General features: G+C 66.9%; 14 protein-coding genes, 1 tRNA gene and 6 pseudogenes. 8 read left to right on the forward strand and 13 right to left on the reverse strand.

Annotated elements, in window-relative coordinates; translation table 11 throughout:
- Positions 1-92: 92 nt before the first annotated feature.
- Positions 93-737, forward strand: a complete 645-nt coding sequence (locus ACFQ9Z_RS38505; RefSeq protein ID WP_383031459.1) for an IS5 family transposase — start codon at positions 93-95, stop codon at positions 735-737.
- A 6-nt stretch (positions 738-743) separates the two neighbouring features.
- On the opposite strand, the pseudogene ACFQ9Z_RS38510 reads toward ACFQ9Z_RS38505, so the two are convergent.
- The 3 genes and pseudogenes from ACFQ9Z_RS38510 to ACFQ9Z_RS38520 all read right to left on the reverse strand — a co-directional run.
- Positions 744-1,037, reverse strand: a pseudogene (locus ACFQ9Z_RS38510) (hypothetical protein); the annotation flags it as partial.
- A 263-nt stretch (positions 1,038-1,300) separates the two neighbouring features.
- Positions 1,301-1,825 carry a hypothetical protein gene (locus tag ACFQ9Z_RS38515; protein WP_383031462.1) on the reverse strand — a complete coding sequence of 175 codons (525 nt, stop codon included), beginning with the start codon at positions 1,823-1,825 and terminating at the stop codon, positions 1,301-1,303.
- A gap of 109 nt (positions 1,826-1,934) precedes the next feature.
- A complete protein-coding gene (locus tag ACFQ9Z_RS38520) occupies positions 1,935-9,680 on the reverse strand; it encodes a DNRLRE domain-containing protein (protein WP_383031514.1) in 7,746 nt (2,581 codons plus the stop codon).
- A 1,184-nt stretch (positions 9,681-10,864) separates the two neighbouring features.
- Here ACFQ9Z_RS38520 and ACFQ9Z_RS38525 point away from each other — a divergent pair.
- Positions 10,865-11,479: a hypothetical protein gene (locus ACFQ9Z_RS38525; protein ID WP_383031465.1), complete on the forward strand. Its 615-nt coding sequence runs from the start codon at positions 10,865-10,867 to the stop codon at positions 11,477-11,479.
- Positions 11,480-12,018: 539 nt separating this feature from the next.
- On the opposite strand, the gene ACFQ9Z_RS38530 is transcribed toward ACFQ9Z_RS38525, so the two are convergent.
- From ACFQ9Z_RS38530 to ACFQ9Z_RS38540, 3 genes and pseudogenes are all read right to left on the reverse strand, one after another.
- Positions 12,019-12,462: a hypothetical protein gene (locus ACFQ9Z_RS38530; protein WP_360674959.1), complete on the reverse strand. Its 444-nt coding sequence runs from the start codon at positions 12,460-12,462 to the stop codon at positions 12,019-12,021.
- 856 nt (positions 12,463-13,318) lie between these two features.
- Positions 13,319-13,776, reverse strand: a pseudogene (locus ACFQ9Z_RS38535) (family 43 glycosylhydrolase); the annotation flags it as partial.
- A 52-nt stretch (positions 13,777-13,828) separates the two neighbouring features.
- Positions 13,829-14,098 (reverse strand): hypothetical protein, encoded by a 270-nt coding sequence (locus ACFQ9Z_RS38540; RefSeq protein ID WP_383031520.1) that lies wholly within the window; start codon positions 14,096-14,098, stop codon positions 13,829-13,831.
- Here ACFQ9Z_RS38540 and ACFQ9Z_RS38545 point away from each other — a divergent pair.
- Positions 14,042-15,226 carry an IS701 family transposase gene (locus ACFQ9Z_RS38545; protein WP_383031469.1) on the forward strand — a complete coding sequence of 395 codons (1,185 nt, stop codon included), beginning with the start codon at positions 14,042-14,044 and terminating at the stop codon, positions 15,224-15,226. The two genes, ACFQ9Z_RS38540 and ACFQ9Z_RS38545, sit on opposite strands and share 57 nt — an antisense overlap.
- Positions 15,227-15,323: 97 nt before the next feature.
- On the opposite strand, the gene ACFQ9Z_RS38550 is transcribed toward ACFQ9Z_RS38545, so the two are convergent.
- From ACFQ9Z_RS38550 to pnuC, 4 genes and pseudogenes are all read right to left on the reverse strand, one after another.
- On the reverse strand, positions 15,324-15,902 hold the full coding sequence (locus tag ACFQ9Z_RS38550; protein ID WP_383031472.1) for a class I SAM-dependent methyltransferase: 579 nt from the start codon (positions 15,900-15,902) through the stop codon (positions 15,324-15,326).
- Between the two features lie 50 nt (positions 15,903-15,952).
- A pseudogene (locus tag ACFQ9Z_RS38555) lies at positions 15,953-16,746 on the reverse strand (transposase); the annotation flags it as partial.
- Positions 16,747-16,749: 3 nt separating this feature from the next.
- Positions 16,750-17,868 (reverse strand): AAA family ATPase, encoded by a 1,119-nt coding sequence (locus tag ACFQ9Z_RS38560; protein WP_383031475.1) that lies wholly within the window; start codon positions 17,866-17,868, stop codon positions 16,750-16,752.
- Positions 17,865-18,530: a nicotinamide riboside transporter PnuC gene (pnuC, locus tag ACFQ9Z_RS38565; RefSeq protein ID WP_383031478.1), complete on the reverse strand. Its 666-nt coding sequence runs from the start codon at positions 18,528-18,530 to the stop codon at positions 17,865-17,867. The genes ACFQ9Z_RS38560 and pnuC overlap by 4 nt, the downstream gene beginning before the upstream one ends.
- A gap of 1,210 nt (positions 18,531-19,740) precedes the next feature.
- On the opposite strand from pnuC, the gene ACFQ9Z_RS38570 reads away from it, so the two are divergent.
- Together ACFQ9Z_RS38570 and ACFQ9Z_RS38575 are read left to right on the forward strand one after the other, a co-directional pair.
- The gene (locus ACFQ9Z_RS38570) at positions 19,741-20,325 is read left to right on the forward strand and encodes an RDD family protein (RefSeq protein ID WP_383031480.1); all 585 of its coding nucleotides are present in this window, start codon (positions 19,741-19,743) and stop codon (positions 20,323-20,325) included.
- A gap of 4 nt (positions 20,326-20,329) precedes the next feature.
- Positions 20,330-21,136 carry a hypothetical protein gene (locus ACFQ9Z_RS38575; protein WP_383031483.1) on the forward strand — a complete coding sequence of 269 codons (807 nt, stop codon included), beginning with the start codon at positions 20,330-20,332 and terminating at the stop codon, positions 21,134-21,136.
- Between the two features lie 498 nt (positions 21,137-21,634).
- Here the strand turns inward: ACFQ9Z_RS38575 and ACFQ9Z_RS38580 are convergent.
- The 3 genes and pseudogenes from ACFQ9Z_RS38580 to ACFQ9Z_RS38590 all read right to left on the reverse strand — a co-directional run.
- Positions 21,635-21,906: pseudogene (locus tag ACFQ9Z_RS38580) on the reverse strand (transposase); the annotation flags it as partial.
- A 111-nt stretch (positions 21,907-22,017) separates the two neighbouring features.
- Complete coding sequence (locus ACFQ9Z_RS38585; protein WP_383031486.1) at positions 22,018-22,434, reverse strand: recombinase family protein; 417 nt, start codon at positions 22,432-22,434, stop codon at positions 22,018-22,020.
- Positions 22,401-23,231 (reverse strand): hypothetical protein, encoded by an 831-nt coding sequence (locus ACFQ9Z_RS38590; protein ID WP_383031491.1) that lies wholly within the window; start codon positions 23,229-23,231, stop codon positions 22,401-22,403. Before ACFQ9Z_RS38590 ends, ACFQ9Z_RS38585 begins: the two co-directional genes overlap by 34 nt.
- Before the next feature lie 625 nt (positions 23,232-23,856).
- Here ACFQ9Z_RS38590 and ACFQ9Z_RS38595 point away from each other — a divergent pair.
- The 3 genes and pseudogenes from ACFQ9Z_RS38595 (at position 23,857) to ACFQ9Z_RS38605 (ending at position 24,813) form a co-directional block, all read left to right on the forward strand.
- Positions 23,857-24,061 (forward strand): annotated as a pseudogene (locus ACFQ9Z_RS38595) (cold-shock protein).
- A gap of 46 nt (positions 24,062-24,107) precedes the next feature.
- Positions 24,108-24,181, forward strand: a tRNA-Met gene (locus tag ACFQ9Z_RS38600).
- A gap of 273 nt (positions 24,182-24,454) precedes the next feature.
- Positions 24,455-24,813: pseudogene (locus ACFQ9Z_RS38605) on the forward strand (nuclear transport factor 2 family protein).
- Positions 24,814-24,890 lie beyond the last annotated feature (77 nt).

Consider the following 24,890-nt stretch of genomic DNA (forward strand, 5'->3'; position numbering starts at 1 on the left):
AGATCTTGGTCGATCCCCTGGATAGCAGAGGCCCGTCTCACGTCGCGGTCGTGCTTGACAACGTCAACTGAGCCTTAACTTCGTGGCATTGCATGCTTGATGCGATCCGGTATCTCGTGGACAACGGGATCAAGTGGCGAGCGATGCCTGCCGACTTCCCGCCGTGGGACCGCATCTACGCATTCTTCCGCCGCTGGCGCGACAACGCGCTGGTCAAGGAGTTCCACGACCGGTTGCGCGCGAGGGTCCGCGAGGAACTGGGGCGCGACGCGCAGCCGACGGCCGCAGTGATCGACTCGCAGTCCGTCAAGGCGGACGCCGTCGTCGGCGCGGACAGCCGCGGCTTCGACGGCGGCAAGCTCATTAACGGCCGCAAACGGCACGTCGTGGTCGACACCCTCGGCCTGCTGCTGGGCGTGATGGTCACCGCCGCAGATGTCGGCGGCCGCACCGCTGCCCAGGTCCTGCTTGAGCAGGTGGCAGGCGCACACCACCGCCTGGCCCTCGTCTGGGCCGACGGCGGCTACACCGGAAGCCTCGTCGAGTACTGCCTGGCCACGTTCGCCCTCGTCCTGGTGATCGTCAAACGCAGCGACGACCGACGAGGGTTCGTGGTGCTGCCCAAGCGGTGGATCGTCGAGCGCCTCTTCGCCCACCTGATGCGAAGAGCCGCCGCCTGGTGCGCGATTTCGAGCGCCGCACCACCAGCGCGGAGGCGATGGTCTACTGGTCGATGACCCTGCTCATGACCCGTCGCCTGGCCCGGTCACGCCTGCCGCGAGGGTGAACCGGCCCGGCTGCTGCTCGGCCAGCCAGCCGCGGGCAACCAGGCGTTTCGCCTTCGACCGCAGTGCCTCCACCCGCGCCGGCACCACGTCCATGCCGAACGTGGCGGCCATCTCCTGGCAGGTCAACGGCCCTTGATGGAGCCGGGCCCGGTCCGTGAGTGTCTTGAGGATGCGCTGATAATCGGCCGACAGCGCCGACCAGGCCAGCCCTTGGCGCCACGCCGGCACCTGCGACTTCGGTTTCGTCGCATCCCCAGGCGCAGGAACGGCCTCCAGCAGCACTTCGTGATGGGGTGTTGAGGCGTCGCGGGCCGGGTGTGCGCGGATGGCTCGAACATCAGAGGGCTCCTCCCATGGAGCCGGATCGGACCAGTTTCCCCGAGGTTCCCCAACAGGGCCTTGATCTGCGCGAGCGTCGCCATTGGTACCATGTGCCGCGTGAGTGACCTGCACCGGAGGCACGGGACGCCGGAAATGCTCAGGACCGCGCGGAGGCCCGTGCCTCATCGATGTCACCAGGCCCTGAACGGGGGCAACCCCAGATCCGTCGGAACACCGAACGGGTGGACACTGTCATCGGTCAGCATCCGGAAAATGAATTCGGACACGGGCATCTCGAAACGATGCCAATCGTCGGTCGAATCGACGCGTGCCACGATCGGCCATCGGTCCGAATCCTTCCTGTTCTGAGCAAGCCAGTAGAACTCGGCTTCCTCCGCCGTGGACTGAGCCCACGAAAGCAGTCCTTCCTTGCCGGGTTCAAATACCGCGTAGGGGCGATAGACGCTGACCGCGTCCGGGTGGCGACTCAGGGTCTGCCTGAGCATGGACAAGTTGCCGGAAACGCTAAATTCTCCCGATGTGTCTCCGAGGGGGTAAAGGTACTCGCCGAACACCCCCATGCCAAAAGTGTCCACCAGTTGTTTGAAGTCCGCCGGGAGCGTCGCACCAATCTCCTGCTCGACGGTTCCCCAATCGCTGTCCAGGTCAAGCGGCTCATGCCCGGCAAGCTGAGCGATCCTGTTTACCCATTCCATTGAATACGCCTTTCCGAAACAGAAGGGGGGAGGTTGAAGTGGCCTGTCTCCGGGGGCCGAGCCCCCGGAGACAGGCCACTGCTTCAGGGCCGAAGTCAACCCGTCAACGTCATGGGACGTTTGGAACTGGGAAGCCTCCAGTTTCACCGGTCGAGCTCGCCCAGTATATAGAGACACTCACCGGGATGGGGTCGTCCCCCTCATAGTGGGCGCGCGCCGAATACCAGACCGTCTCGCCGACCGCGAGGCGTCCCGCGATCTCGTCCTCGAAGTTGCTCATCACCGGACTGTTCGCGTTCCGGTACAGGGTGACCAAATTCCTTCGGTCCGTTCCGCTGCCTCCGAGCGATTTGGCCAGGAGGTGGCCACGGTTGACCGCCGCCTTTCCGGTCTTTCGGGCTTCCTCAGCACTGTAGTACCCGGCGACTCGATCGTCCGGCGCGTAGGAAGGCGGCCAGGAGGTGCTGGTTCCCCAGATCTCAGACTGGACCCCGGGGAACTTCTCCACACCGTCCGCGTCCTTGCCCTTGAAGTAATTAAAACCTCCAGGGCTCAGACAGGCATCCACGCCCTGAGCACGCCCCAGGCCGTCAAGAGGCATGTAGTACACCATGCTCTGCCCCTTGCCGCAGTCCTGCTGGGTGAAGGGGTACATGTCGGTGCCAGGCTGCCACTCGTTCTTCGTCTTGGGAGTGAGCAGTAGGCCCTTGTCATAGTCGGGCCTGGCTCCTGGCGCCGACGAGTAGCCGCCGGGCGCGGTGGCCGTGGGCTGGGACGCCCATGCGAAGACGGATACCGCGATGCCCCAGGGAGACAGCCGACTGAGCAGGCTGCCCCCGCCCGACGCGGCTTCGGCGATACCTGAGGCCGCCGAGTCGGCAGCGCCCGACAGAGCACCTTCCAGAGATGCGGCACCGTCTTCCAGGACGCTTCCGAGGCTGCTGACAGCGTCCCCGATTGGCCCGAACAGGTGGCCGTCGAACTCCACCGCACTGATCGGGTTGCCGCTGCCGAAGGCGTACCGGTTGCCGGTGTACGGGTCGGTGCCAAGGCCCATATCGGCGAGCGCTCCGTTGTACGAGTCCCGGGTGGTGAAGCGGTTGAGGCCCGGATCGTAGTTGCGGAAGCCCATGTCGTAGGTGCCGGACTTGGCATCCCACCGCTTGGAGTTGAAGCGGTAGGGGTTGTACTCCTCCTTCGTCGGGTCGGTGGCCTCGGGCTTGTCGATGCCGGTGAACTCGGATTTGTCGTCGGAGCCGTAGGCGGTGTAGCCGTAGGTGGCCTTGGTGTCACCGCTGTCGTCGGTCAGGGTCTCGACGTCGGTGTGGGAGTTGTAGCCGTAGTAGCCGTCCTCCGTGGTGCCGTCGTCGTTGTGCTTGACCTGGGAAAGGCGTGAACCCCACGGGCTGTACTGGTAGGACTTTGTGAGCTCGCCGGCGACATCCTCCCCGAGCACCTCGCTGGAGAGGCCCAGGTAGTTGTAGTCCGTGGTCTTGCCGTCGGCGGTCTCCGACGCGGTGCGGTCGAGCGGGTCGTACGTGTACGTCGTCGCCTTCAACGAGCCGCCGGTGCCCATGTTCTCGGACTTGGCGACATGGTCGAAGCCGTCGTAGGTGGTGCGCCCGATGACCTTTCCGTCCGAGATGGTGGACTGCTGGCGGCCGAAGGGGTCGTAGTTGTAGTTCGCCGTCGCGCTACCTGTGGCCGCCGTGAGGAGCCGGTTGCGGTCGTAGGTGTAGGTGGTGGTGACGTCCTTGACCGTCTGGCTGATGACGTTGGCATTGTCGTCGTGGACGTACTTCTCGGTCGTGGCGCCGTTGCCTGTCTTGACGGACTGAGAGAGCCGGTCGGCCGGGTCGTAGGTGTAGTCGGTCGTCGAGGACAGGTACGCCGAGTGGTTGTCGGCGTTCATCTTCTTCGTGACGTCCTGCGCCTTGTTGCCGTTGGCGTCGTAGGCGTAGGTGTGCGAGGAGACGAGCACGCCGTTCGGCTTGTTCTCCGTCGTCGACTTGACGGGGCCGTCGGCGAAGTAGCTGTAGTCGACGGTGTTGCCGTTGTCCTTGGTCTCCTTCAGCTTCTGCCCGAGGTCGGTGTAGGTGTACTGGGTGACCTTCGGGTCCCCGCCCTTGTCGGTGACCGTGATCTTGGCGACCTGATTGCGCAGGTCGTACTCGTAGAGCGAGTTCTGGTCGGGGTGGGTGACGGTCAGGGGCTGGCCGTTGGCGTCGTACGTGTACGACGTCACTTCCTTGTCCTCACCCGCGAGCGCCTCGGTGACCTTCTGGACCTGGTTGAGTCCGGTGTAGGCGACCGTGTAGGCGTCGACCTTCGTGTTCGACGAGGTGTCGTCGATTTCGGTGAGGTTGCCGTTGACGTCGTAGGTGTAGGTGAAGTTCTTCTTCTCCTTGTCATTGCCGGCGTCGACGGAGTTGTCGCGGACCAGCTTCACCCCGTCGGCGACCACGGTGCCGGTGCTCGAGACGCCGAGCTTCAGCGACGCGTCCTCCCCCTGCTTCAGGGTGTAGGAGCCGAGTGACACCCACGTGCCCGCGCCCTGGGTCTGGTTCTTGGTGACCGCGGGCTCCGTGGCGGTGCCATGAGCAAGCGTGTAACTCGCGGACGTTGCCGCGCCGGTCACCGCCGGGTACTTCACGTACGCCTTGTAGCTGCCGTCGGCGGGAACGTTCAGCGTCCAGGTGAAGGCGTCCGTCCCGGTGCCCGCGGCGTGCTCGGCGTGGTCGTAGCCCTGTTGGCTCTCGGTGTCCTTCTTCGTCCAGATGCCTGTGGCCTTGGTGTTCTGAGTGTCCGAGTTGTCGACCAGGACCGTGTTCCAGCCGGCCGGCACACCGTCGTCCGCTTTGGACTTCAGCTTGCCGTCGGGGTAGTAGTCCCACGTCATCGTGCGGTTGGATGACGTGTTGTCCGGCGAGGGCACCTCTCCACCGGGTGTCAGCGTCCTGGTCGTCTGCTGGCCGAGGTCGTTATAGTCGTAGGTCGTCGTGATGTCCCACGGGTCCTTCGACGACTTCACCCAGCCGTTGTCGAAGTACTCGTTCGTCGTCTTGTTACGGACCGTCTGGCCTTCCGACGGCGGCAGCGAAGTCCACTTCACCCGCCCGATCTCGTCATACTCGGTCTGCGTGTAGACGTTCGGGTCGTTGTAGCGTGCGTCGGCCGGGTCGTAGGGCTGGTACTTCTTGACCGGCCGGTTCAGCGCGTCGTACTGGGTGCGCTGGGTGAACGCCTCGGTGCTCCCGGCGGCCACGGCCCTCGGGGTGATCACCTTGGTGGTGTTGCCGACCTGGTCGTACTCGAATCGCGTCGTCCGATAGGTCACCGAGTCGCCGCTGCCGTCGTGCGGAGTCTTGACCTCGGTCTGTTTGCCACGCTCGTCGTACGTGATGTGCGTGGTGTTGCCGGCTGGGTCGGTGGAGGCGACGACGTTGGAGTCCTTGTCGTACTCCTGCTTCGACGTATTCCCCGCCGCGTCCGTGGTGCTGATGACACGGTGGTCGAGGTCGTAGACGGACTTGGTGGTGAAGTCGTCCGGATCGGCGGAGGCGGACTTCTTCGGGTCCATGACCATCACGACGTTGCCGTCGTCGTCATATCGGTAACTGATCGCGTCTCCGGCCGAATTGGCGACCGAGGTGACCTGGTAGATCTCGTCGTAGTGGTTGGTGGTGACGAAGTCGCCTGCTTCGGTGGTGAGATTGCCCCTCGGCTCGGTCGTGGTCAGCAGGTTACCGACCCTGTCGTAGGTGTAGGAGGTACGCCGCTCGCCTGAGGTCGCGGTGTCCTTCGGCGCGGTCCCCGAGACGATCTGGTCGGCCTCGTCGTACACCGCTTCGGAGACGGCTCCGTCGGGGGCGGTCGACTTGACGACGTTGTCGTTCTTGTCGTACTCCGGGGCCGGCGTGGTGATCAGGTCACCCTTCGCCTGGTCCTTTGGCACCGTCTGGACCAGCGGGCGACCGAAGGTGTCGTACGTCTGCGTGGTCGTGTGCTGCAACGCGTCCGTGACCTGAAGGACCTGGCCGCGCTCGTCGTAGACGAACTTCGTCTCCTTTTGCAGCGCGTCCCGCATGACGGTCGGGAATCCGGTCGGCCCGAACTCGTCGTTGGTGGAGGTGTTTCCGTTGGCGTCGGTCGTCTTGGTCTGCTCGCCGTAGGAGTTGTACTCGTAGGTCGTGGTGTAGTCACCGGCGGTCGCCGTGGCGACACCCTTGGGGTCGGTGACCGTCTTCAGGTTGCCGAAGGTGTCGTAGCCGAACTGCCAGGCCCGCCCCTCCGGGGAGGTCTTGCGGAACAGGTCGGCGGCGTAGCCGTCCGCGCGGGTCTGGTACTCGTACTTCGCCGCGTTGGCCGGCCACTTGGACGCGTCCGTGACACAGGTGGACGTCTGGTCCGGGACACCTGCCCTGTTGTTCTCCGCGTCGCGCTGCCAGAGTGGGTAGCCCGTCTTGGGTTCGTAGCAGTACGCGGTCTTCGCGCCGTTGTCCTCCTCCAGGTAGGTGACGTTGTTGTCGGTGTCCCAGCTCATCTTGATGGTCTGCGACTTAGCGTTCACCGTCTGCACCGGGCGGCCGAAGTCGTCGGTGACATACTTCGTGGCGTGCGACTCGGCGTCGGTGACGGTGGTGTCGGTGAACTTCGTGTTCGCCGTGTCGACCGCATAGGCGAACCCCGTGGTGCCCTGGAGACGGTCGGTGATCGTCTTGGTCCACCAGTGGTACTTGGGGTCGTCGCCGTCCTTGGGCGCGTAGTAGTCGAGCCTGGTGTCGTGGCCGCGCGGGTCGGTGACGGTGACCAGCTTGACGTTCTTGTTGCCCTGGGTGGCGTCGTAGGTGAAGGCGAAGACCTTCGGCTGGGCGGACCCGGCGCCGTCGGTGAGCTCGGTCAGCAGGCCCTTGTCGGAGTACTTGAAGGCGAGCTTGCGGCCTGAGATGTCGGTCATCGACTTGACGTGGTCGATGATCTGCGGGGTCTTGGTGTCGGCTTTGGTGTAGTAGTCGACGCTCAGCGACTGGCGGCCGGCCGGGTCGGTGATGTAGACGAGGAACTTCGTCGGCTTGTTGTTGGACTTGCGTTCCTCATAGGTGTACGTCTGTGTGTTGCCGTTCTTGTCGACCGTCGAGGTCAGGTAGCCGTCGCAGCCGAAGAAGAAGCGTGTGCCGTCCGGGCGTAGCAGGGCCCAGGCGTCGGGGATGGGGTCCTTGTTGGGTGTGCAGTCCAGGCCGGGTTTCTCGGTGACTTGGTAGTGAACGCCGGCGGGGGCCTTCCAGGTGCCGTCGTCCTTCTTGGTGAAGACGTGGGTGGTGCCGTCACCGTCGGGCAGGCGGATCTCGGTGGGGTGGGGGTTGGGGTGGAAGTCCAGCGGTGCGCCAAGGCGGATGGGTCCGGCGGCCTGTCCGGACCAGCCGGCGCCGAGGACGGTGTCGGAGGTGTCCAGGGAGTTGTACGAGAAGCGGGCGAACGTGGTCAGGCCGCGTCCGGGATTGGTGAAGGCGTTGTAGGACCAGACGCTGTTGCCGGAGGCGAGGTTGTTCATCACTGTCGAGCCGGCTCCGGTGTTCTTGCCGGTGTAGGAGTAGAACTTCTCCAGCCCGAGAGTGTTGGAGGTCGGGTCCTCGACCGCCACGTTCTGCTTCAGGCCGGGTATGCCGCCGCTGCCGGCGGACAGCCAGGTCCCGGCCGTCTTGTCGTACACGTCCCAGGTCAGGACGTAGTCGGTGCGCTTGTTGCCGCTGGCCGAGTTGATGGGGGTCTTGACCTGTGCGTGCAGGGTGACGGTGTCACCGGGGACGACGTCCTTGGGCAGCGCGGTCTGGACCTGGTTGCCGCCGTTCGTGACGTCGGTGCCGTCGGGCAGTTTCCAGGTGTAGGCCAGCACCTGGTCGGCGGCTTTCCAGACGGTGTTGGTGGTGTTGGTGAGGGTGAAGTCGACGGTGTAGTCGGAGTTCGGCGTCATCCGCGCCGGAGTGCCGGGTGCGTAGTACGTCGAGTCGGTGGTGGAGTCGATGTAGGTGACGACCATCCGCGGGTGCAGCCGCTTCTCGGGCGCCTCCGTCGACAGGAAGACGGTGCGTTCCTGCTGGGCCGACTCGTTCTGTGTCTTGATCAGCACGCCTTGGTCGCCACCCGGTGCGGTGACCCAGCCCTGCACGAGGGAAGTGGCGTTCCAGTCGTGGCGTGCGGGGTCGTTGGTCACCCCGGCGACCGTGTCCGCGACGGTTGTGCCGGTGTCACCGCCGGGTGTGGTCCAGCTGGTGGTGGAGCTCGCCTTGTTCCAAGTGGCGGTCTCGTCGAAGTCGCGCTTCAGGGAGCGCAGTTCATAGACTGTACCGCTGGCGTCTGTGGTGGTCTGTGTGGCCCACAGACGCAAGGTCGCGTCCAGGACCCGGCCGGTGGCCGGAATGCCGAGGGCGGGGAACTTCAGGGCCGCACGGGTGGTGCCGTAGGTGGCCGAGTTGTTGCCGACGGTGAGCCAGTTCTGGGGTGCCCCGTCGGTGATCGTGTCGTGGGCCGTGTTCGGCTCCGCCGATGACAGTGTGGTGTCCTGCGCGGCTTCGACGACCTTGACGGTGCGGCCCGCCTTCGGCAGCCGCACCAGCTGCGTCGGCGCGGGTATCACCGTGCCGTCCTTGGTCTTGACGGCGACCATGTAGTAGTACGCCCGCCCGAACGGGTCGGCGCTGTCCGCCGGTGTCGGGGTCGCCGAGGTGTCGGTGTAGGCGGTCGTGCCAGACGCGACCGGCGCGACCAGTGTGGCGGCCGACGGGGTGAACGTTTGGAACACCGAGCGGTGCACCTGGTACTCGACGATGTCGTCACCGCCGGCGGGGGACGGGTCCGTGTAGGCCGACCAGTTCAGCTCCGCGCCGGTGTCGTGGATCGTCGTCGGGGCGTTCAGCTCTACACCCGGCCGGCCGTAGGTCAGTACCAGGCGGGGGTAGTTCGCCGTCTCGTCCCCGTAGGCGAACTCGCTTCCCTCGTAGCGCGGACCGCCCTTGGGCGCGCTCGCGGACTCGTCACCTGCTTTCACCACGAACCCGTAGTTCGGGTTGATGCCGTCGATCCACGACTGGACCGTCTTCGTCACCGGGAACGAGTGCCAGACGTCGACCTGGTTCGGCTGCTTGGTGACGACACCGCCCTTGGTGAAGCGCACCGCGTCCGCGACCACCGCGGTGCTCGCCGAGGCCGGACCGTCTCCAAGGACCACCTTACCGGCCGTGCCGGCCTTGAAGGAGTGGGTGCCCAGCGTCTTCCACCGCCCGCCGGAACCGGCCTGCTGGTCGACGCCGTACGTCTTGCTGCCGCCGCTGTACGTGACGGTGTAGGGCGCGTTGCCGGCCCGGTCCGAGGCCGGTACGTAGTGCGCCTCGACCTGGTAGTCACCGTCCTCCGGCAGGCTCGGCTGCCAGGTGTAGGTGTCTCCGGCCACCGTGTCCTTGTTGTACAGGTAGTCCTGGTTGACCGCGTACTGGGTGTAGTCGGTGTTGCCGGATGCGGGCCAGGAGCCCTTGGCCGCCGTCGTGCCCGGATCACCGTCGTCGACCAGGACGGAGGTGCCCGACAGCTCGCCGGTCATGTCCTTGGCGCTGTTCCACGTCGCCTTCGACTCGCTCCATGCTGCGGTGGCCCGGTGCGCCTCCAGCTGCACCTCGGTGTCACCGGCGGTGTGCGTCTGGTCGTAATACAGGTTCAGATCGGCCGAATCCAGCTTTGTCCCGGCCGGAACATCCGGCAGCGGGAACCTCAGCAGGGCCCGGGAGGAGCCGGTGCTCGTGTTGCCGACCGACAGCCGCCAGTTGTCGTCATAGTTCGTGTCCGGCCCGTCCGAGGAGATCATCACGTCCTGCGCCTGACTCGGCGTCGGCGCGATCGCGATCGTCGGGTCCACCGTGACCGGATACTGCCGCTCCTTCGCCGCCAGCCACTTCGCGTCCGGAGTCACGGTCAGCTTCCAACCCCGGCCGTCCCGGGACAGCTTCTGCCCGACGGCTGTGCTGTAGGTGAAGCCGTACGGCGACCGGGCGTCCTTCCTCGCGTCCGTCATGAACGGCGCCGGGATCACCAGCACCGGCTGTGGCGCCTCACCGTAGAAGGCGACCGAACCGTCCTTGGCCGCCTTCGGCGTCAGCCCGTCCGTGTCCAGCGTGAACGCGAACGACACCGGTCCGGTAGGGCGTTCGGCCAGGGTGATGTTCTCCTTCACCCGGCCGGGACCCACCTCGTACGACAGGTCCGCACCCGCGACCGCGTCTCGGTAGGTGACGGTGTTTTCCTTGGCCACCGGCTTGAGCGTCTTGCCCGCGCCTTCCAGTCCCACGGTCACCGCATGACCGTCGGCGGACTCCACCCGCACCAGTTCGCGCGCACTGTCACCGAACCAGCTGCGCGTGGCATTGGTGGTGTTGGCGAACTCGAAGCCCTTGCGCGCGGACTTCCCGACCTTCGGGTCGATGCCCTGCCACGACTTCCCGGCACGGTACGAGGTCGGCACCACCGACACCTCGGCCTGTACACGGCCGTCCGACAGCTTCCAGTACCGGGCGTTCGCCGTACGCCGTCCCGCCAGCTCCCCGACACGCTTCGCCTTCGGCGCGTTCCGGCCCTTCGGCAGCTTCTGCCGCTCGGCCACGCCCGCCTCATTGTGCGAGGGCGGCTTGTCCAAGTCCTTTCCGCCGTCCCCGAACCAACCCTTGACCGTGTCGACAAACCCTTTGCCGTCACCATCTGGAACCGACGCGGCAGCATAGGCGGCCTGCGGCAGCAGTGAACTCGTCACCGCCGCTACCACGAGGCACGCCAGCGCCCTGCCCAATCTGGGTCTCACACCAAACCTTTCCCTCAGGAAATGACTAAAATCCGCTGCACTTCCCCGCCCGACAGAAACACGGCCAAAGAAAAGCGCAGTGGCGGCCTGAGGGTTTAGTCATAGGACCGGCACCGTGTCAAGCGATCGGATTTTTGGTTCACTTGGCGCAACATCAGGTTCAATAGCGTCAAAACATGGCGCCTGCTATGGCCGGTATGTCTGATCGCTGGACCGGATGGGAGGTAGTGATGTATAACCGCCCCGACTTCGCTGCTAGGACAGGTGCAACCGATTTTCGGAGGGAATTAATGGGTGACGGCATCCGGGAGTCCGGGGTGACCGATTCGACCGCAGCTGCCGGGGTGGCGAAACGAAGTTTCGTCCGTCGGCCTGACCGCGCGGGTGTGGTTGCGGGCGCCGCGATACTCGCCGCCTGCACCGGGCTCTTTCTCTACGGCGTCCTCACACCCGAACCCGGCAAGCCGAAGCCCGCAGTGGCCACCGCTCCAGTGACCTACGAGGTGACCGGCACGGGCACCGCCGACATCAGCTATAAGGGCCGCAGCGGCTCCGCAAAGGCCACCGTCGTCAAATCCGCCGCACTGCCCTGGCGCAAGACGGTCGATGTGCCCCTCGGACAGGACCCGATCGTCAGCATCGTCCTCGGCGAAAGGGGAGGCCAGGCCCGCTGTACGCTCGCCGTGCGTGGCCGGCACGTACAGAGCGCCACTACGAGCGGTGGCTTCGGCCGCGCCACCTGCGCCGGATCACTGCCCGGCCCGCGTGCCACCGTCGACCAGGCCACGGCCGCCGACCGGGCCGCGGGCTAACCCCGTCCCGTACCGCACCACCGCCCCGTAACGGACGCCGGAGCTGCCTGACCATCGGTTCCCTCGTCTCCACCAGCACGAGACTCGCCACGGCCACCGCCATCCCCGGTAGCCGCCTCGACGGCGTCCCGCTCAAGCGGCGTTCGCGCCCTTACATTCACCGGGAAATGGCACGGCCTGCGGCACCCTCGAGTGCGGAGGCGAGCCCCCCGGCGTCCTCGACTCGACGGAGAAGGGTGACCGCTTCGGATCCGCGGTCGCCCTGGCCGACCTGTCCGGCAACGGGCGGGCCGGCCTCGTCTTCGGAGCCGAGGGCGAAGGCACCGGTGACGGCATCATGCTCTACACCCCGGTCGACGACACCGGCTTCGGACTCGCCAGGACCGGAGCCCTGCGCCGTAGTGCGCTGGGCACACTTGTCGGAGCACACCTGGGGCACACGCTGTCCCCGTAAGGCGCTGCCCCACCGCACACCCCATGAGACGGAGACGGCAGCGCCGTGGCGTCCCGCGGAAGCGTGGACGCCACGGCGGTCGCGGTCAGGAAGCCGGCTCTTTGCACACTCGGCGAGTCCGGCCGTGCAATGTCAGGTAGAAGAGCCGCAGGGACTCTTCGGGAGTGCCGTCTTCGAAGCGATTGACGACCTTTCCCAGAGGATTCCAGACACGGCTGTCCGGCATCCGGACGCCGACCGGCTGCCCGAAGTAGGCGCGCTGTTCGGCGTCGAAGTCTGCCCACGTCGCTCCCGCACGACGCACGAGGACCTCACCGACGTACGCGCCGAGCCCGAACAGTGCATCGCGGGCCTGCTCCCCGTCAGCCCCGCCCTTGCGTAACCCGTCGATCAGGAAGTCGACAAGCCGCAAGCTGCGCTCCGAATAGTCCAGCGGCAGCCGACTTCGCGCGGTGGCACGTGCGACGAAGGCCGCCGCGTACGACCGCATCTGACTCGCGCGCGGCGCGTGTCTGTCCGTTTCGCCCATCGGGCTGCAGTCCTTTCGCTCAGCAGCGGAAGGAACTTGGCCTTCATTCCCCCCGCTTTGCAAAGCGGATTCCGGCTCTTGAACATCACGGCCAGTGTGGGTGATGAATGTCACGCAAAATTCTGCAGTAGAAGCAAGACCTGTACGGCTGTCTATCTGCTGGGCCCTGGAGTGGACCACCGCGCCGGAGGCATGGGAGTACACCGTGGACACGGCCGACACAGGGGGTCTGTGGGCGCACGGGGCAGAGGAGCTGGCGCTGCGTCCGGGCGGCCCGGTGCCGTGCCCCGGTCGGGCGAACGCCTGCCCGCCCCTGACCAGATACGCGGTGCGAACCTCCGTGCGATCGTCGGCCTGGCCGCCGAACTCGCGGTCCTGGTCAGTGCGGCAGGGCACCCGTTGCCGGTGGCCCTGCCGCAAGGCGAGCCAGCCGAGGAGGTCACCGCGCGGCTGGAGGCTGCGGGCGCGCTGAATTTTCGACCCGTGTACTCCGCCGACGTCGCCGGTTGGCTGGTGCTGATCACGGGGGAGGAGCCGCATCTTCCACAGCCGGTGAGGTCACCACCTCATTGCTTGACGTCTCCCCGTGCATACCGGTCAGGAGTGGATAAAATTCAACGCCTTGTCAGCGCGCTCAGTCATGTTGAGCATCGCCCTCGCGGCAGCCGTCCTCATTCTCCGGCCGCCCGACCGCCAAGACCATCCTGTCCCCGGCAACGTCCTCCCGCTCCGCCGGTCCGGCGATTAGAGAGAGCAGGCCGGCAGGCTGCGACACCGTACGCCCGGCGGCCCGGTCGCGCGCTGGCCGCGTGACCGGGCCGGAGGGGAGGAGCATACGGCGAAGGCGACGTAGGTGCCGATACAGGTGCGGCGCCTCCGGAGCCTTGGCGCCGGGGGGGTGCCGGCCCCGAGCATGCGCGGCGCGCCGTACGTCCGTCCGGTGCACGGGTCGACGCGGACCTGCGCGATCCCGGCGAACGCGCACCAGCAGGTGCCGTCCGCGTCCCAGGCAAGGTCGGGGTCGATGCCGGGCACGCAGTCCAGCCGCACCGGATCGGACCACGGCCCGGCCGGGCCGGTGGCCGTGACGACGACGTTGTTGCCGCCCTCCCTGGCATGGGTGACGATCAGCCAGAAGCGTCCGTCGTGGTGGCGCAGGGTGGGGGCCTAGATCCCGCCGGAGGAGGGCGTGGAGGAACGCACCCGCAGTTGCCCCGGGCGGTCGAGCGCGTTCCCGATCTGCGTCCAGTGCACCAGATCGCGGCTGTGGAGCACGGGCACCGCGGGGAAGCACTCGAAGCTGGAGCAGGCGAGGGCGACCGGCTCGGCATTCGAGGCTTCCGAGAAAGCTCAGGCGGCTAGGAAGTCAAGCTGGCTCCTCGGTATTCGGCTTGTAGGCCAGGAAACTTGCGAACTTCCAGTTCCGTTTCTCGTCGGGCTCCTGCACCAACTGAGCAGTGATGGTGAATCCGGCCTGGTTCAGCAGCTCAGCGAGCTGGTGTGCGGGCAGCCGATACGACGCGTAGTACTGCAACGGTGCTTGCCGTGACAGATGGCCAGTTGGGTCGTTGGTCTGGTTATGGGTGGGGACCTTGCTGATGTCAGGTTGTGGGCGGGTGAGCTCGAAGCGGTGCATGGGCGGTTCGTGCACCGGTTCAGCCGGGAGGAGCCGCGTCAGTCGGCGCTGGCCTATATGCGCGGGCTGATCGCGCCGCTGGAGCGGAAGAACGGCTGGACGCTGGCGGAGGAGGCCGGTCATGGCGGCCCCGATCGCATGCACCGGCTGCTGAACCGGATCGAGTGGGACGCCGACGAGGTTCTGGACGACGTGCGTGACTACGTCGTCGAGAACCTCGGTGACCGGGATGCCGTCCTGATCGTCGATGACACCGGCTTCCTGAAGAAGGGTGTCCGTTCGGCCGGGGTCCAGCGGCAGTACTCCGGCACCGCAGGACGCACCGAGAACTCCCAGATCGGGGTCTTCCTCGCCTACGCGACGGGACGTGGACGCACACTGATCGACCGGCGGTTGTATCTGCCCACGTCCTGGACGGACGACCGCGAGCGATGCCGACGGGCAGGCATCGACGACGAGGTCGCCTTCGAGACGAAGGTGGCCATGGCCAAGCAGATGGTCCGCAAGGCGATCGCGGACCGGATCCCGTTCAGGTGGGTGACCGCGGATGCCGCCTACGGCTTCAGTAAGGGCTGGCGGTTCGAACTCGAGCAGGCGGATGTCTTCCACGTCATGGCCACGACGAGGCACGACACCGTCGTCACCCGCTGGTCCATCGACCATCCCGTCCACGACCTGTTTCCCGGTCTGCCCCGGCAGAAGTGGAAGCGCCGCTCCTGCGGCGAAGGCGCCCACGGCCGGCGGGTCTACGACTGGGCCCGCGTCGAAGTCCGTCCCTGGCATCGCGAGGACCGTCGGCACTGGGTGATCGCCCGCCGCAGTGTCAGCCGGCCCGAGGAGATCTCCTACTACATCGCCTACTGCCCCGCCGAGACCACACTGGACCAGCTGATCCGTGTTGCAGGCAGCCGATGGGCTGTTGAGGAGTGTTTCCAGAGCGCGAAGCAGGAGTGCGGCCTGGACGACTACCAGGTCCGCCGCTACCCAGGCTGGCACCGCCACATCACCCTCGCCATGGCCGCCCACGCCTGCCTCACCGTCCTGCGCGCCCGCGAGCTGGACAGGGACAAAGCAGAAACGGATCCTCCCCGCTCATCCCCCTCACCCTCCCCGAACTCCGACGCCTAATCACCCGCCTCACCCACCGCCGACAACCACCCGTCGAGCACGTCCTGCACTGGTCCTACTGGCGCCGCCGGCGACAGCAGCAAGCCCGCGTCAGCCACTACAAACGGCGCGGCCACACACCACCAGAAACTGCCCAACCCTCAGGCCAAAGACCGTTGCAGTAGTAGGACACGGGGTGGCCGCCATAGCCGTGTGTCGGACGGCGGTGCTCACCGGTGCCTACGTGGCCGGCGAGGAGGAGATGTCCGCCGGGTGCCAGGGTGCGGTGGAACTCGGCGAAAACGACCGGCAGAAGCTCCGGAGGTGTGTGGTGGGTGGAGTAGTACGCCAGGATGCCGCCAAGCGTGTCGTCTTTGATCTCCAGCGCGGTCATGGAGCCCACGGAGAAGCGCAGGTCCGGATAAGCGCTTTGGGCCAGTTCGATCATCTTTGGAGACACATCGATGCCGAATGCAGAAACCCCGAGTCCGGCCATGTGCGCCGTCACTCTTCCGGGTCCGCAGCCCAGGTCTGCGACCGGTCCTCGGTTAGATGCCTGCACCAGCTCGGCGAAGGCGATCAGCATCGAGCGAGAGAGGGGGTCCAGCTCAGACGGCGTCTTGACGAGGGCGACGTAATCGTCGGCCACGATGTCGTATGACTCCCGGACCGCAGCAAGGTAGGAGGGCTCAGTCACACGGTGAATCTAGACGGGCGCACTGACAGCGCCTGTGACCGATGGCTGGCTCACGCAGGTACTTGAGGTAGCGGGGCGAAGGCGCGTTGTTCGTCGAAGTGCTGCCACGTCTGGAGGCATTGGTGGAGCTGTCCGACGAAGCGGTTGAGCAGGTGGCGCTGGGCGGCGTTGTGCCAGTCGCCGTGCTCGCGTGGGCGCCGGTAGTGGGCGTTGGCTCCGGGCGAGGCCTGGAGGGCTGAGAAGGCCCAGAGGAAGCCGGCGTGCAAGAGCCGGCTGTTCTTGACGAAGCGGCGGCCGACGGAGCGTTTCTTGCCGGAGGCGCGGGTGATGGGGGCGGAGTCGGCGTAGGACTTGAGTGCTCGGGCGTCCGGCGAAAGGGGTCCGGTCGTCGCCGATCTCGGCAAGGACGCGGGCTGTGAGCTGGGGACCGAGGCCGGGGAAGCTGAGCAGGATCTCGCTGTCGGCGTGTTGGTAGATGGCGGCTTCAGTGGCCGTGGCAAGGTCGTTCGCGGCCTGGCAGGTGGCGTCCAGTTGCTTGAGCAGGGCCAGCAGCTGCTGGCCGAAGGCGGCCTCGACGGCCGGGAGGTGATGGGCGTACTCGGCGCGGAGGACGCTCCGCAGGCGTTCGGCCTCGGTGTCGAAGGACCGGGTGCGTCCGCTGCGTTTGAGGGCGGCCCGGATCTGGGTGAGGGTGAGCCGTGCCGCCTTCGCCGGGGTCGGGGCCAGGGTGAGGATCTCGGGCGTCTGCCCTGGTCAAGCCGCCTTCCTTGCCCTGGAAGGCGGGTAGGGCGGCGGGGTAGTACTCGCGGAGCAGTGAGCGGACCTGGTTGGCGAGTGCCGGGCGCCCTCAGCCGAGCGGGGCGGCCAGCCGCCAGCCCTCTTCAAGTAGCCGGTCCACTTCCTCCAGTGCGAGTCGCAGTCGCATCGAACGGTCGCCGCGCACCTCCCGCCAGGACACGCCGCGACCGGACAGCACCTTGCGGAACCGCTCGGTCATCCAGGGCCGCAACTCCTCGCCGTCGCGCAGGCCGTCGTGGTGAAACGGCACATCCTCATGGTCGGTCAGCAGATACAGCGCCCTGGGCGGCATGGCGTCGGTGAGGGTGTGCACGGCCTGGGTGGTTCGGCCGACGTAGCGCTCCTGCCAGACGGTGGTGGCCAGTGCGTCGGTGTCGCACACCAGCACAGGCCCGCCGGTCCGGGCCGCGCGTTCCTCCTCGGCCGATTGGCGGGCGGCGACGGCCTCGAAGTCGGCGTCGCTCCACTGAAGGTCGAAAACGGTGGGCTCGGCAAAGCCGCGGCGGGCGGCCAGCGCCCGGGCCACCGCGAGCTTGGCGACGGTCAATTCGCGTCCGTACTCGGGTACCCACCGGGTGAGCGCATGCGGACCGCCACGGGCACGCAGCGCCTGCGCCAGGTCGCGGGAGAGCGTGGTGGTGCCGGTGGACTCGGCGCCGAGCACCACCACCCGCCGGGCGAACCAGGCCCGCACCGGCGGCTCCAGTAGGTCCCAGCCAGCCACCGGGTCGCTGCGGACCGAGGTAGCGGAGATGGCGAACGTCTCCCGTGCACCGTCCAGGCGGACGTCCACCGCGCTGAACCGGCGCGCCAGTTCGGCGCCGTACGGCTCTGAGGTGAACACCGCGTCCACAGGTACGGCCGCATGCGCTGCGGTGGCCACCGCCTCACGCATCAGAGCGACGTGCCCCGTCCAGAGGCTGTCGCTGCTGTAGTCCACCGGGAGGTTGTCGACGACGCCGGCGACGGCCACCTGGGGGCGGTCCGTGTACGCCTCGCGCAGCCAGCCGACCCGGGTGGTCAGCGGTATCGACTCCACGTCAGCTGCCATCACCACGACTGTGACGCGACGGCAGCTGTCCGCCGCGGTGCGCACCAGGAAGTGGTGACCGGCGTGAGGGGGGTAGAACTTGCCGATGACCAGCCCGTGGTCGAAGGCGGCCGTCATGCGCGCACCAGGGCCGCTGCGGCGGTCGGCCGGCCAGCGGCCAGCTCCCGGCGCCAGCTGCGCGCTCCGAGCAGGCACATCGTCAGGAAGAGCACGTAGACGACGCTCGTCAGGTAGAGCACCTTGGCGAAGTACAGCGGGATGTAGACCACGTCCGCAGCGATCCAGAAGTACCAGTTCTCGTAGGACTTGCTGTTGAGTAGCCACTGGGCGGCCAGCGACAGTGCGGTGGTCAGGGCGTCCCAGAACGGTGCGATGTCATGCGCGCCGCTCAACACCACGGTCAGGCCCCAGGTCGCGGGTACGGCAAGTAGCAGCAAGACGACGACGGTGCGCGCAGAGGCATGGCCCATCAGGCGGGCGGAGCGGCGCTCGCCGCCGCGCAGCCAGGTCCACCAGCCGGCCGCGGCCAGCAGCAGGTACACGACCTGCAGCACGGCGTCGGCGTACAGCCGGGCGCTCCAGAACAGCACCAGGAAGAACAGGTTATTGGCGATGCCGACGGGAAAGTTGGCGATCCTCGCCCTGACGGTCAGCCAGACGCAGGCCGCGCCCGTGGCGAAGCCGAGCAGCTCGGCCCAGGTCACCGCATCGCGACCGAAGTTGAACAGCACGGTGTTCAAGGGCGCGACGATATCGCCCAGGACGTCGCTGAGAGCCATGCAGACCTCCTTGCCCCGTAAATGTCAGTATGACGATAAATGATGGGTCGCCGCATGCCAAGCCCCTTCCGACGGATCCACTCACCACCTGGAAGTTCTTCGGCCGCGCGGCGAAGTGCCCAACGAGGCCCAGGCAGCAGCGTGGGATCACTTCCCGGAGGCCGGGAGGGGGCACTCACGTCGGCTTCCGTCGGCGAGCGGCCCCGACAGCCGAGCGAGCGGGATCGCTGAGAGGTGCCCCATGTCGAGGTGGGGCCGTTGACTTGCCGAGGGCTTGCGATCGGCCTCGTGAGCAGACAGAGAGGGAGCTTGAGTGGTGGATGCTCGAAGGGTTGGCGGTTGGCCTGATGTCTGGGCCGGCCCAGGCGTTTTGTCGGGCGACGTTACAGGCAGCGGAACTGGGCTTACCGATGTGATCGTAGGGTGAAGCGAACCCAAGCCCAGATTGTCCCGCTGCGGCCTCGCATTCGGGCTGGCGCTAGGCTTGGCGGCCGTGATCGTCGCTGGGGTCGCCGCCGGGAGGGCAGTCGGTCTCGTTACCGGAGCCCTGGGCGTGCTTGACTCGAAGAGGCGCCGACGAGTCTGGCCGCGGCAGGTGATCCCAACTCGGTTTCCCTGACGTCGCACCTTTGCGGTTCTGTCACGGCGATTGGGGTTCCCCGAGATGTGATGGGAGGTGGCGGCATTCGTCGCTGGCAGGCGGAGCCGGGAGGCACCATCCTGGAGCCACCGCGTCTCGGCGCCGTCGCCGGTCTTCGACATGTCGGGTCGGCTGCCGTCACTGTCCCTGTGGCCGTCGGTTGAAGTTGCTGAACACGGGTTGACTGCTCCCCACACAGCGGGGAGGATCTTCACACCTTCTACACGGCAGCGGCCCCCAGCGCGCCACGAACCATTGATCCCGGAGTCCGGATTGCGTTGCCCTGCTTGCGGAATGCCGTCACACCGCGCCGACGACCGGTTCTGCGCCGGTTGTGGGGCTCCGGTCGCTCCTCCTGCACAGGCGCCGCCCATGGGTACGGTAGCTCCGCCCCGGCCGTGGAGTCTGAGCAAGGACAGCGGCGACGCGACACCACCTCCTTGGAGGGCAGCCCCCCCGCCGGATGCTCCCGTGCCGGCGCCCTGGGCGTACACGCCTCACGCCGGCACCCAGCCCGGTGAGGGCCTCGGTGCCGGTGCCGGCAACGCAGCAGATCCCTCCGCCACTTCCGTGGGCCCCGGAGCATATGGCGGCGTCGGCTCGTACGGCGGCCCGGCCTCCGGCCAGTGGCACGTACCTCCCCCCAGGGGCGCGGCGTACGGCTTTCCCACCTCCCCGCAGCCACCGTCCGGCAGCGGATTCCTCACCGCAACGGCCTGGTTCGGGCCGCCGCTGGCGAACTGGGGACAGCGGGCAGGCGCATTCCTCATCGACTACCTCACTGCGATCGTGCCGCCGTTCATCCTGTTCGTCATCGGTATTGCCTCGGCGCAGACGCTCGGCGCCGGAGTGCTGCTATTCCTGCTGCTCGGCATAGCCTGGTTCTTCGGGTATGTGATCTATCAGGTTGTCGGCGAGGGACGCACTGGGCAGGGGCTCGGCAAGCGGGTGGTCGGCATCCGTGTCGTCCGCGAGAACGATGGGCAGCCCCTTGGGGTCGGCCAGGCCTTCGGCCGCCACTTGCTGCACATCATCGACTATCTCCCCGCGGTCGTCATCGTCATCCCCGTGGGCTACCTGTGGCCGCTGTGGCACAACAAGCGACAGACCTGGGCCGACATGGTGCTCGGCAGCGTCGTGTTGTCGGACCGGTGACGTCATGAGCCAGGTCGGCCGACCGCTGTACTGTGCCCGCTGCGGCCAGGCGGGCATCCTCACACCAGGTCGGCCGTGCCCGGTGTGCAGCATCACCCACTGGCTTCCCGACTTCGGCCGCATCGACCAGGTCGGCCATCCGGAGGCGGCCTTGGAGACATCGCTCGCCCAGTTGCGCGGGGAGCAGTCCGCCGCCGAGGCGACCGCCCGCGTGTTGGCCGACCCCTATGCGCCGGACGGCTCTCCCGTCTCCATCGCCCGCTCCATGCTCTACGGCTGGCCGCAGAACGACCCGCCGTTCCATATATGCGGCGCCAACCTGCTGGCGATGACGACCACCGCCGGCCTGCTCCGAGGCCTCTTCGGTGCGGTCACCGTCCCCCTCGGCCCGGCCGCGGTTACCCTCGGTGCCGGCCAGGCTGGACAACTCGCCGACCGGCAGCAACTCTCCCCAGTTGATGCCGGTGCCATGGTGCTGAGCCTCGGCACGATTGCCTATTTCGGACGCATGCAGCGCTGGTCGATTCCGGCGGATGAGTTGCTGGGTTTTCAGCCGCAGCAAATCGCCCCGCAGGTTGTACGAGTGGTCCTGTACACCGCGCGTGCCGCGCAACCGGCCACGGTGGACGTCCTGCACGACGGGCACTCTCCCAATGCGGCGTTCTACCTCGAATGGGCTCAGGCCCATGCGAACAACCGGCTTTCCGAGTTCGAGCGGCGGCTCGACGCCCAATTGGCCGCCCTGCGCACCGCCAACACCGATGCCCGGGACCGCTATGCGGCCACCTCACCGGTGTACCGTCCGAGGTGAGCCGGACGACAGGCCCAGCGACCGTACGCACCTTCGTCATGCAGGCGTTCTGGGCTCCTTCCCGGCACACCTTCGTGGCAGTGGGACCGGCTGCAGGCGCTCAATTACAGGCAAGCTCCTGGTCTGACGACCCCGAGCGCCGCCCACGCATTGCGTCACCGAACTCCGACCGCCGGACCCGCACCACAGGCTGGCCTCGCGACTTGCCGCGGCCGATTTGCTCCCTGCGGAGTCCCGGATTGGCCCGTGCCCTTGACGTGGCCGCTGCGCTGTCTTCAGCAGCCCGGCAGCTTCCACGCTCCCAATCCGTCAGTGGTGGTTCTCCTACTGCCCCACCCGAACACCACCTCTCGCTCGGCGGCGCCGGGAGGGCGCCTCTCCTCTCCTGGGCAAGCCGTATGGAAACCACGAGATCGACCTTGCTGGCGTCCGCGCCCTGTTCCCCAACGCAGAGGGAGACTTGGGCACCGACGGCCTCTCGACGAGTGGCTGCAGCGGGGAACTGCGGGCACCGCGTCCGTAGACGTGGCAGAACAGCCGGTCCTCGCTGGTCGGGGCGTTGGGGCGTTGGGGCGGAACCAGTTGCTCACGTCCACAGCCAGCACGATCTGCCCGTCGGCTGCCCTGGGCAGCGGCAGGCCCGCCAGCGCGCGCCGCAACCGGGCCGGCTCCGCCCAGCCCCGGTCCAACGCCGCGTACATCGCCCCGTGCCCGCGCCGGTGCTCGACCGCCAGCGACAGCTCGACCAGCGTCTTCACCGGCCCGTCCGCGCGTCGGTGAGCTCGAAGAGCGGTGTTGGGCGTGGGGGGACAGCATGACGCCAGCCTGGCGACGGGGGCGTTCCGGTGCTCTGCGCTGGCGTTCTGTGCGGCCTGGGTTGCTCATCGGTCGGCTTCCTGCTCCGAGTCCAGCTGTTTCTTGACGGCGCTGGGACTCCACGCTCCGATGCCGCTCGGTGTCGGGATGGCCTCTTCATCGAGGTAGGCTGCAATCTTCCGAAGCGAATCGCCCTGGCTGCGCCGGCTGGCTGCGGTCTTCCGGGCGCGAGCGAGGGATCGGGTTTCCTCCACGATGGTGGCGTTGTCGCGAACTCGGAGGGCAGCGAACAGTTCTGTGCCTTCGCGTAGAAGACGGTTGTAGTGAGGGTTGCCGTCCACGACGTCGATCCGGGTGCCGTTCTCCACCACCTGCATGCCCCGGAACAGGGCCAGGTCGTACACCACCCGACGCTGCGCTTGAGTGGAGAAGACCGCGCCGGGGCTGGTTACGTAGAGGGTGTGGAACCAGCCGAGGTCCATGATCTGCCGCAGGAGCCAGGCCAGGCTTCGATCCGGGTGCCGAGGGCCGACGGGAAGAATGCCGTGGTGAGGCTCGTCGAGGGAAGCGTCGAACTTCTGCGCAGCTGCCACCGCGCCTTCATCGCCAAGCACCGCCATCGCATTGACAGATGCCCCAGGCAGATGCAGCCGTCCCGCACGGCGTGACTCATCACCAGACTTTTCCCTGTAATAGAGCGAGGATATTTCTCCCCGTCGCACTCTTCCCAGAGAATCCTGTTAATTCCCTGACGGGTCCACATCGCGGGTCGCTCGTATCCGTCGACCAGTTCGAAGATGCGGGCCACATTCGCTTGGGAGTACCCCATCTCATGGACGATCTTGTGTGCCAGGCGGGCGCACTCTTCATCAGTTGGCCAGCCAGGGGAGATATACGCGTCGCCCCCTTCAGCGCCAGCAGCCGGGGGCAGCAACCGGTGCCGTTCCTGGGTCGCTTCAAAGGCCCGATCCTGCGGACTGCCCGGCTCGGGATCGGCTGTGACCAGCTTCTTCCCGATGGTGACCGGTGTGCCGAGCGCCATGATCTCCGCACAGGCGACAGCCCGGGTCACCACGTCCTCCAGATCTCTCTCGTGCGGGATCCGCACGTGTCCGCCTACTCCCAGGCGGACCATTGAGATGGCTTCTTGCAGTGCGATCCGCTCCATCGCTCCGGCCCGGCTCAGCGAGGATGCTTCCTGGCGCCGCAGCATACGATCGGGACGAACTCCCGACCCGTCGCTGCTCTCCTCCGGCTCGACGAGGTAATAAATATCCACGCATCCTCCTTGTTGTCGAATGCCACCCCATGTGGTCAACACCAGAAGCATGCCTGGGTCGTGGAAGAAAGATCGGGGCAGCAGGAGCATGCTGACACTTGAGGACATGCCCCGACAAGGGCGCGCGTACTGCCCGTCCACCCGGCAGATCCAGAACAGCTCTTTAATTTACGATTCTCGGGCTCATTTAGATTCGGATTCTTATTTTTCTTTCCGCTTGACGATTTTCGGGAGGAGGATTTTGCTGCGCGGACACGCAGAACAGCGTCTGGTGACTGGAGCCGCTGGGTCACAGGACCACGTGGCAGTGCAGCAGCTTGACCGTTGACAGGGCTGGTGGGTTGAAGACGGCGGTGAGTAGGTGTCGGATCTCCGGGACGGTCAGCTTGATCGGGGGGCGACCGGTGGTGAGAGGGGCTGGCTGTGCGGGTCGCTCGGACCCCTCGGCGGCAGGCCGGTCGCTCCGTGCATGACGTATTGCACAGAACTCATCCGGCTCGTGGACGAAATGATCGAGCGGCGGCCCCGCTGCTGGGGTAGAAGGGACGTCGGATATCTTCCCGGTTGGAAGATGTCGCTATTGACCCCGGCCGGCACGCCCGGCGAGATCGGAGGACGCAGCAGTATGGCCAGCGGCACCGTGACGTGGTTCAACTCCGAGAAGGGCTTCGGTTTCATTGCCCAGGACGGTGGCGGACCGGACGTGTTCGCCCACTACTCCAATATTTCCGGCAGCGGGTACCGTGAGCTGGTGGAGGGCGAGACGGTTACGTTCGACGTCACCCAGGGCCAGAAGGGCCCCCCGGGCCGAGAACATCGTCCGCGGCTGAGGCATCCCCCGCTTGCCTCTGGAGCCCTGTAGAGTGGCACCACCGACGCGGGGTGGAGCAGCTCGGTAGCTCGCTGGGCTCATAACCCAGAGGTCGCAGGTTCAAATCCTGTCCCCGCTACTAAAGGAGGGGCCTGACGTCGTCAGCCGGGCCCCTCCGGCATTCCTCACTGCGTCACACGACTGCCTGCCGTCTGCCCGCTGGCATCGATCACTTTGGCACTCGCGGACACCGCTGCAGTGGGGTCAGGACTCATTACCTGGGCGGTAATCGCGTGGCCGCGCTGGAGGCGGCATGGTGAAGCTATCAGGTTTAGGCCGGCGCACTCCGGGCCATGACCCGGCCCGAATGCTCTGAAGGACAGGCCGCTTCACCTGGAACGGGAGTCCCGCCATGTCGAACTACGCTGCCGTCGTCGCCCGCTTTTTCGAGGCGTGGAACGCCACCGACGCTGACACGCTCGCTAAGGCGGTCGCCGCCGCGTGGTCAGAGGACGGCGCCTACACCGACCCGCTGGCCGCGGCCACGAGCAGATCACCGCGGTCATCCAGGCGGCCCACGAGCAGTTCCCTGGCTTCGAGTTCAGGCTGGCCGGAGACGTGGACGGCCACCACGTGGCCCGCTTTTGCCGGGAGCTGGTGTCCACCACCGATGGCTCGGCGCCGGTCGTCGGCTCGGACGTGGTCACCCTGACCGAGGATCGCCGGATCACCGCGGTCCTCGGCTTCCTCGATCGGCTCCCGCAAGCCTGACACCCGCAAGCCCATGCTGGCGAGAGCCCTGGCGGCTGCCCGGGGAGCCAGGAGGGGCCCGTCAGCCGGGCGGGCGA

Origin of the sequence: Streptomyces sp. NPDC056580, assembly GCF_042793175.1 — a bacterium.
Lineage (GTDB): Bacteria > Actinomycetota > Actinomycetes > Streptomycetales > Streptomycetaceae > Streptomyces.

Bases quoted from the DNA above. Each gene is read 5' to 3' on its own strand.
- ACFQ9Z_RS38575 (WP_383031483.1), top strand. From the start codon at position 20,330: ATGAGCCAGGTCGGCCGACCGCTGTACTGTGCCCGCTGCGGCCAGGCG.
- ACFQ9Z_RS38585 (WP_383031486.1), bottom strand. From the start codon at position 22,434: ATGGACCTCGGCTGGTTCCACACCCTCTACGTAACCAGCCCCGGCGCG.
- ACFQ9Z_RS38505 (WP_383031459.1), top strand. From the start codon at position 93: ATGCTTGATGCGATCCGGTATCTCGTGGACAACGGGATCAAGTGGCGA.
- ACFQ9Z_RS38525 (WP_383031465.1), top strand. From the start codon at position 10,865: ATGTCTGATCGCTGGACCGGATGGGAGGTAGTGATGTATAACCGCCCC.
- ACFQ9Z_RS38545 (WP_383031469.1), top strand. From the start codon at position 14,042: ATGGGTGGGGACCTTGCTGATGTCAGGTTGTGGGCGGGTGAGCTCGAA.
- ACFQ9Z_RS38540 (WP_383031520.1), bottom strand. From the start codon at position 14,098: ATGCACCGCTTCGAGCTCACCCGCCCACAACCTGACATCAGCAAGGTC.
- ACFQ9Z_RS38515 (WP_383031462.1), bottom strand. From the start codon at position 1,825: ATGGAATGGGTAAACAGGATCGCTCAGCTTGCCGGGCATGAGCCGCTT.
- ACFQ9Z_RS38560 (WP_383031475.1), bottom strand. From the start codon at position 17,868: ATGACGGCCGCCTTCGACCACGGGCTGGTCATCGGCAAGTTCTACCCC.
- pnuC (WP_383031478.1), bottom strand. From the start codon at position 18,530: ATGGCTCTCAGCGACGTCCTGGGCGATATCGTCGCGCCCTTGAACACC.
- ACFQ9Z_RS38530 (WP_360674959.1), bottom strand. From the start codon at position 12,462: ATGGGCGAAACGGACAGACACGCGCCGCGCGCGAGTCAGATGCGGTCG.
- ACFQ9Z_RS38520 (WP_383031514.1), bottom strand. From the start codon at position 9,680: ATGATCTCCTCGGACGGGCCGGACACGAACTATGACGACAACTGGCGG.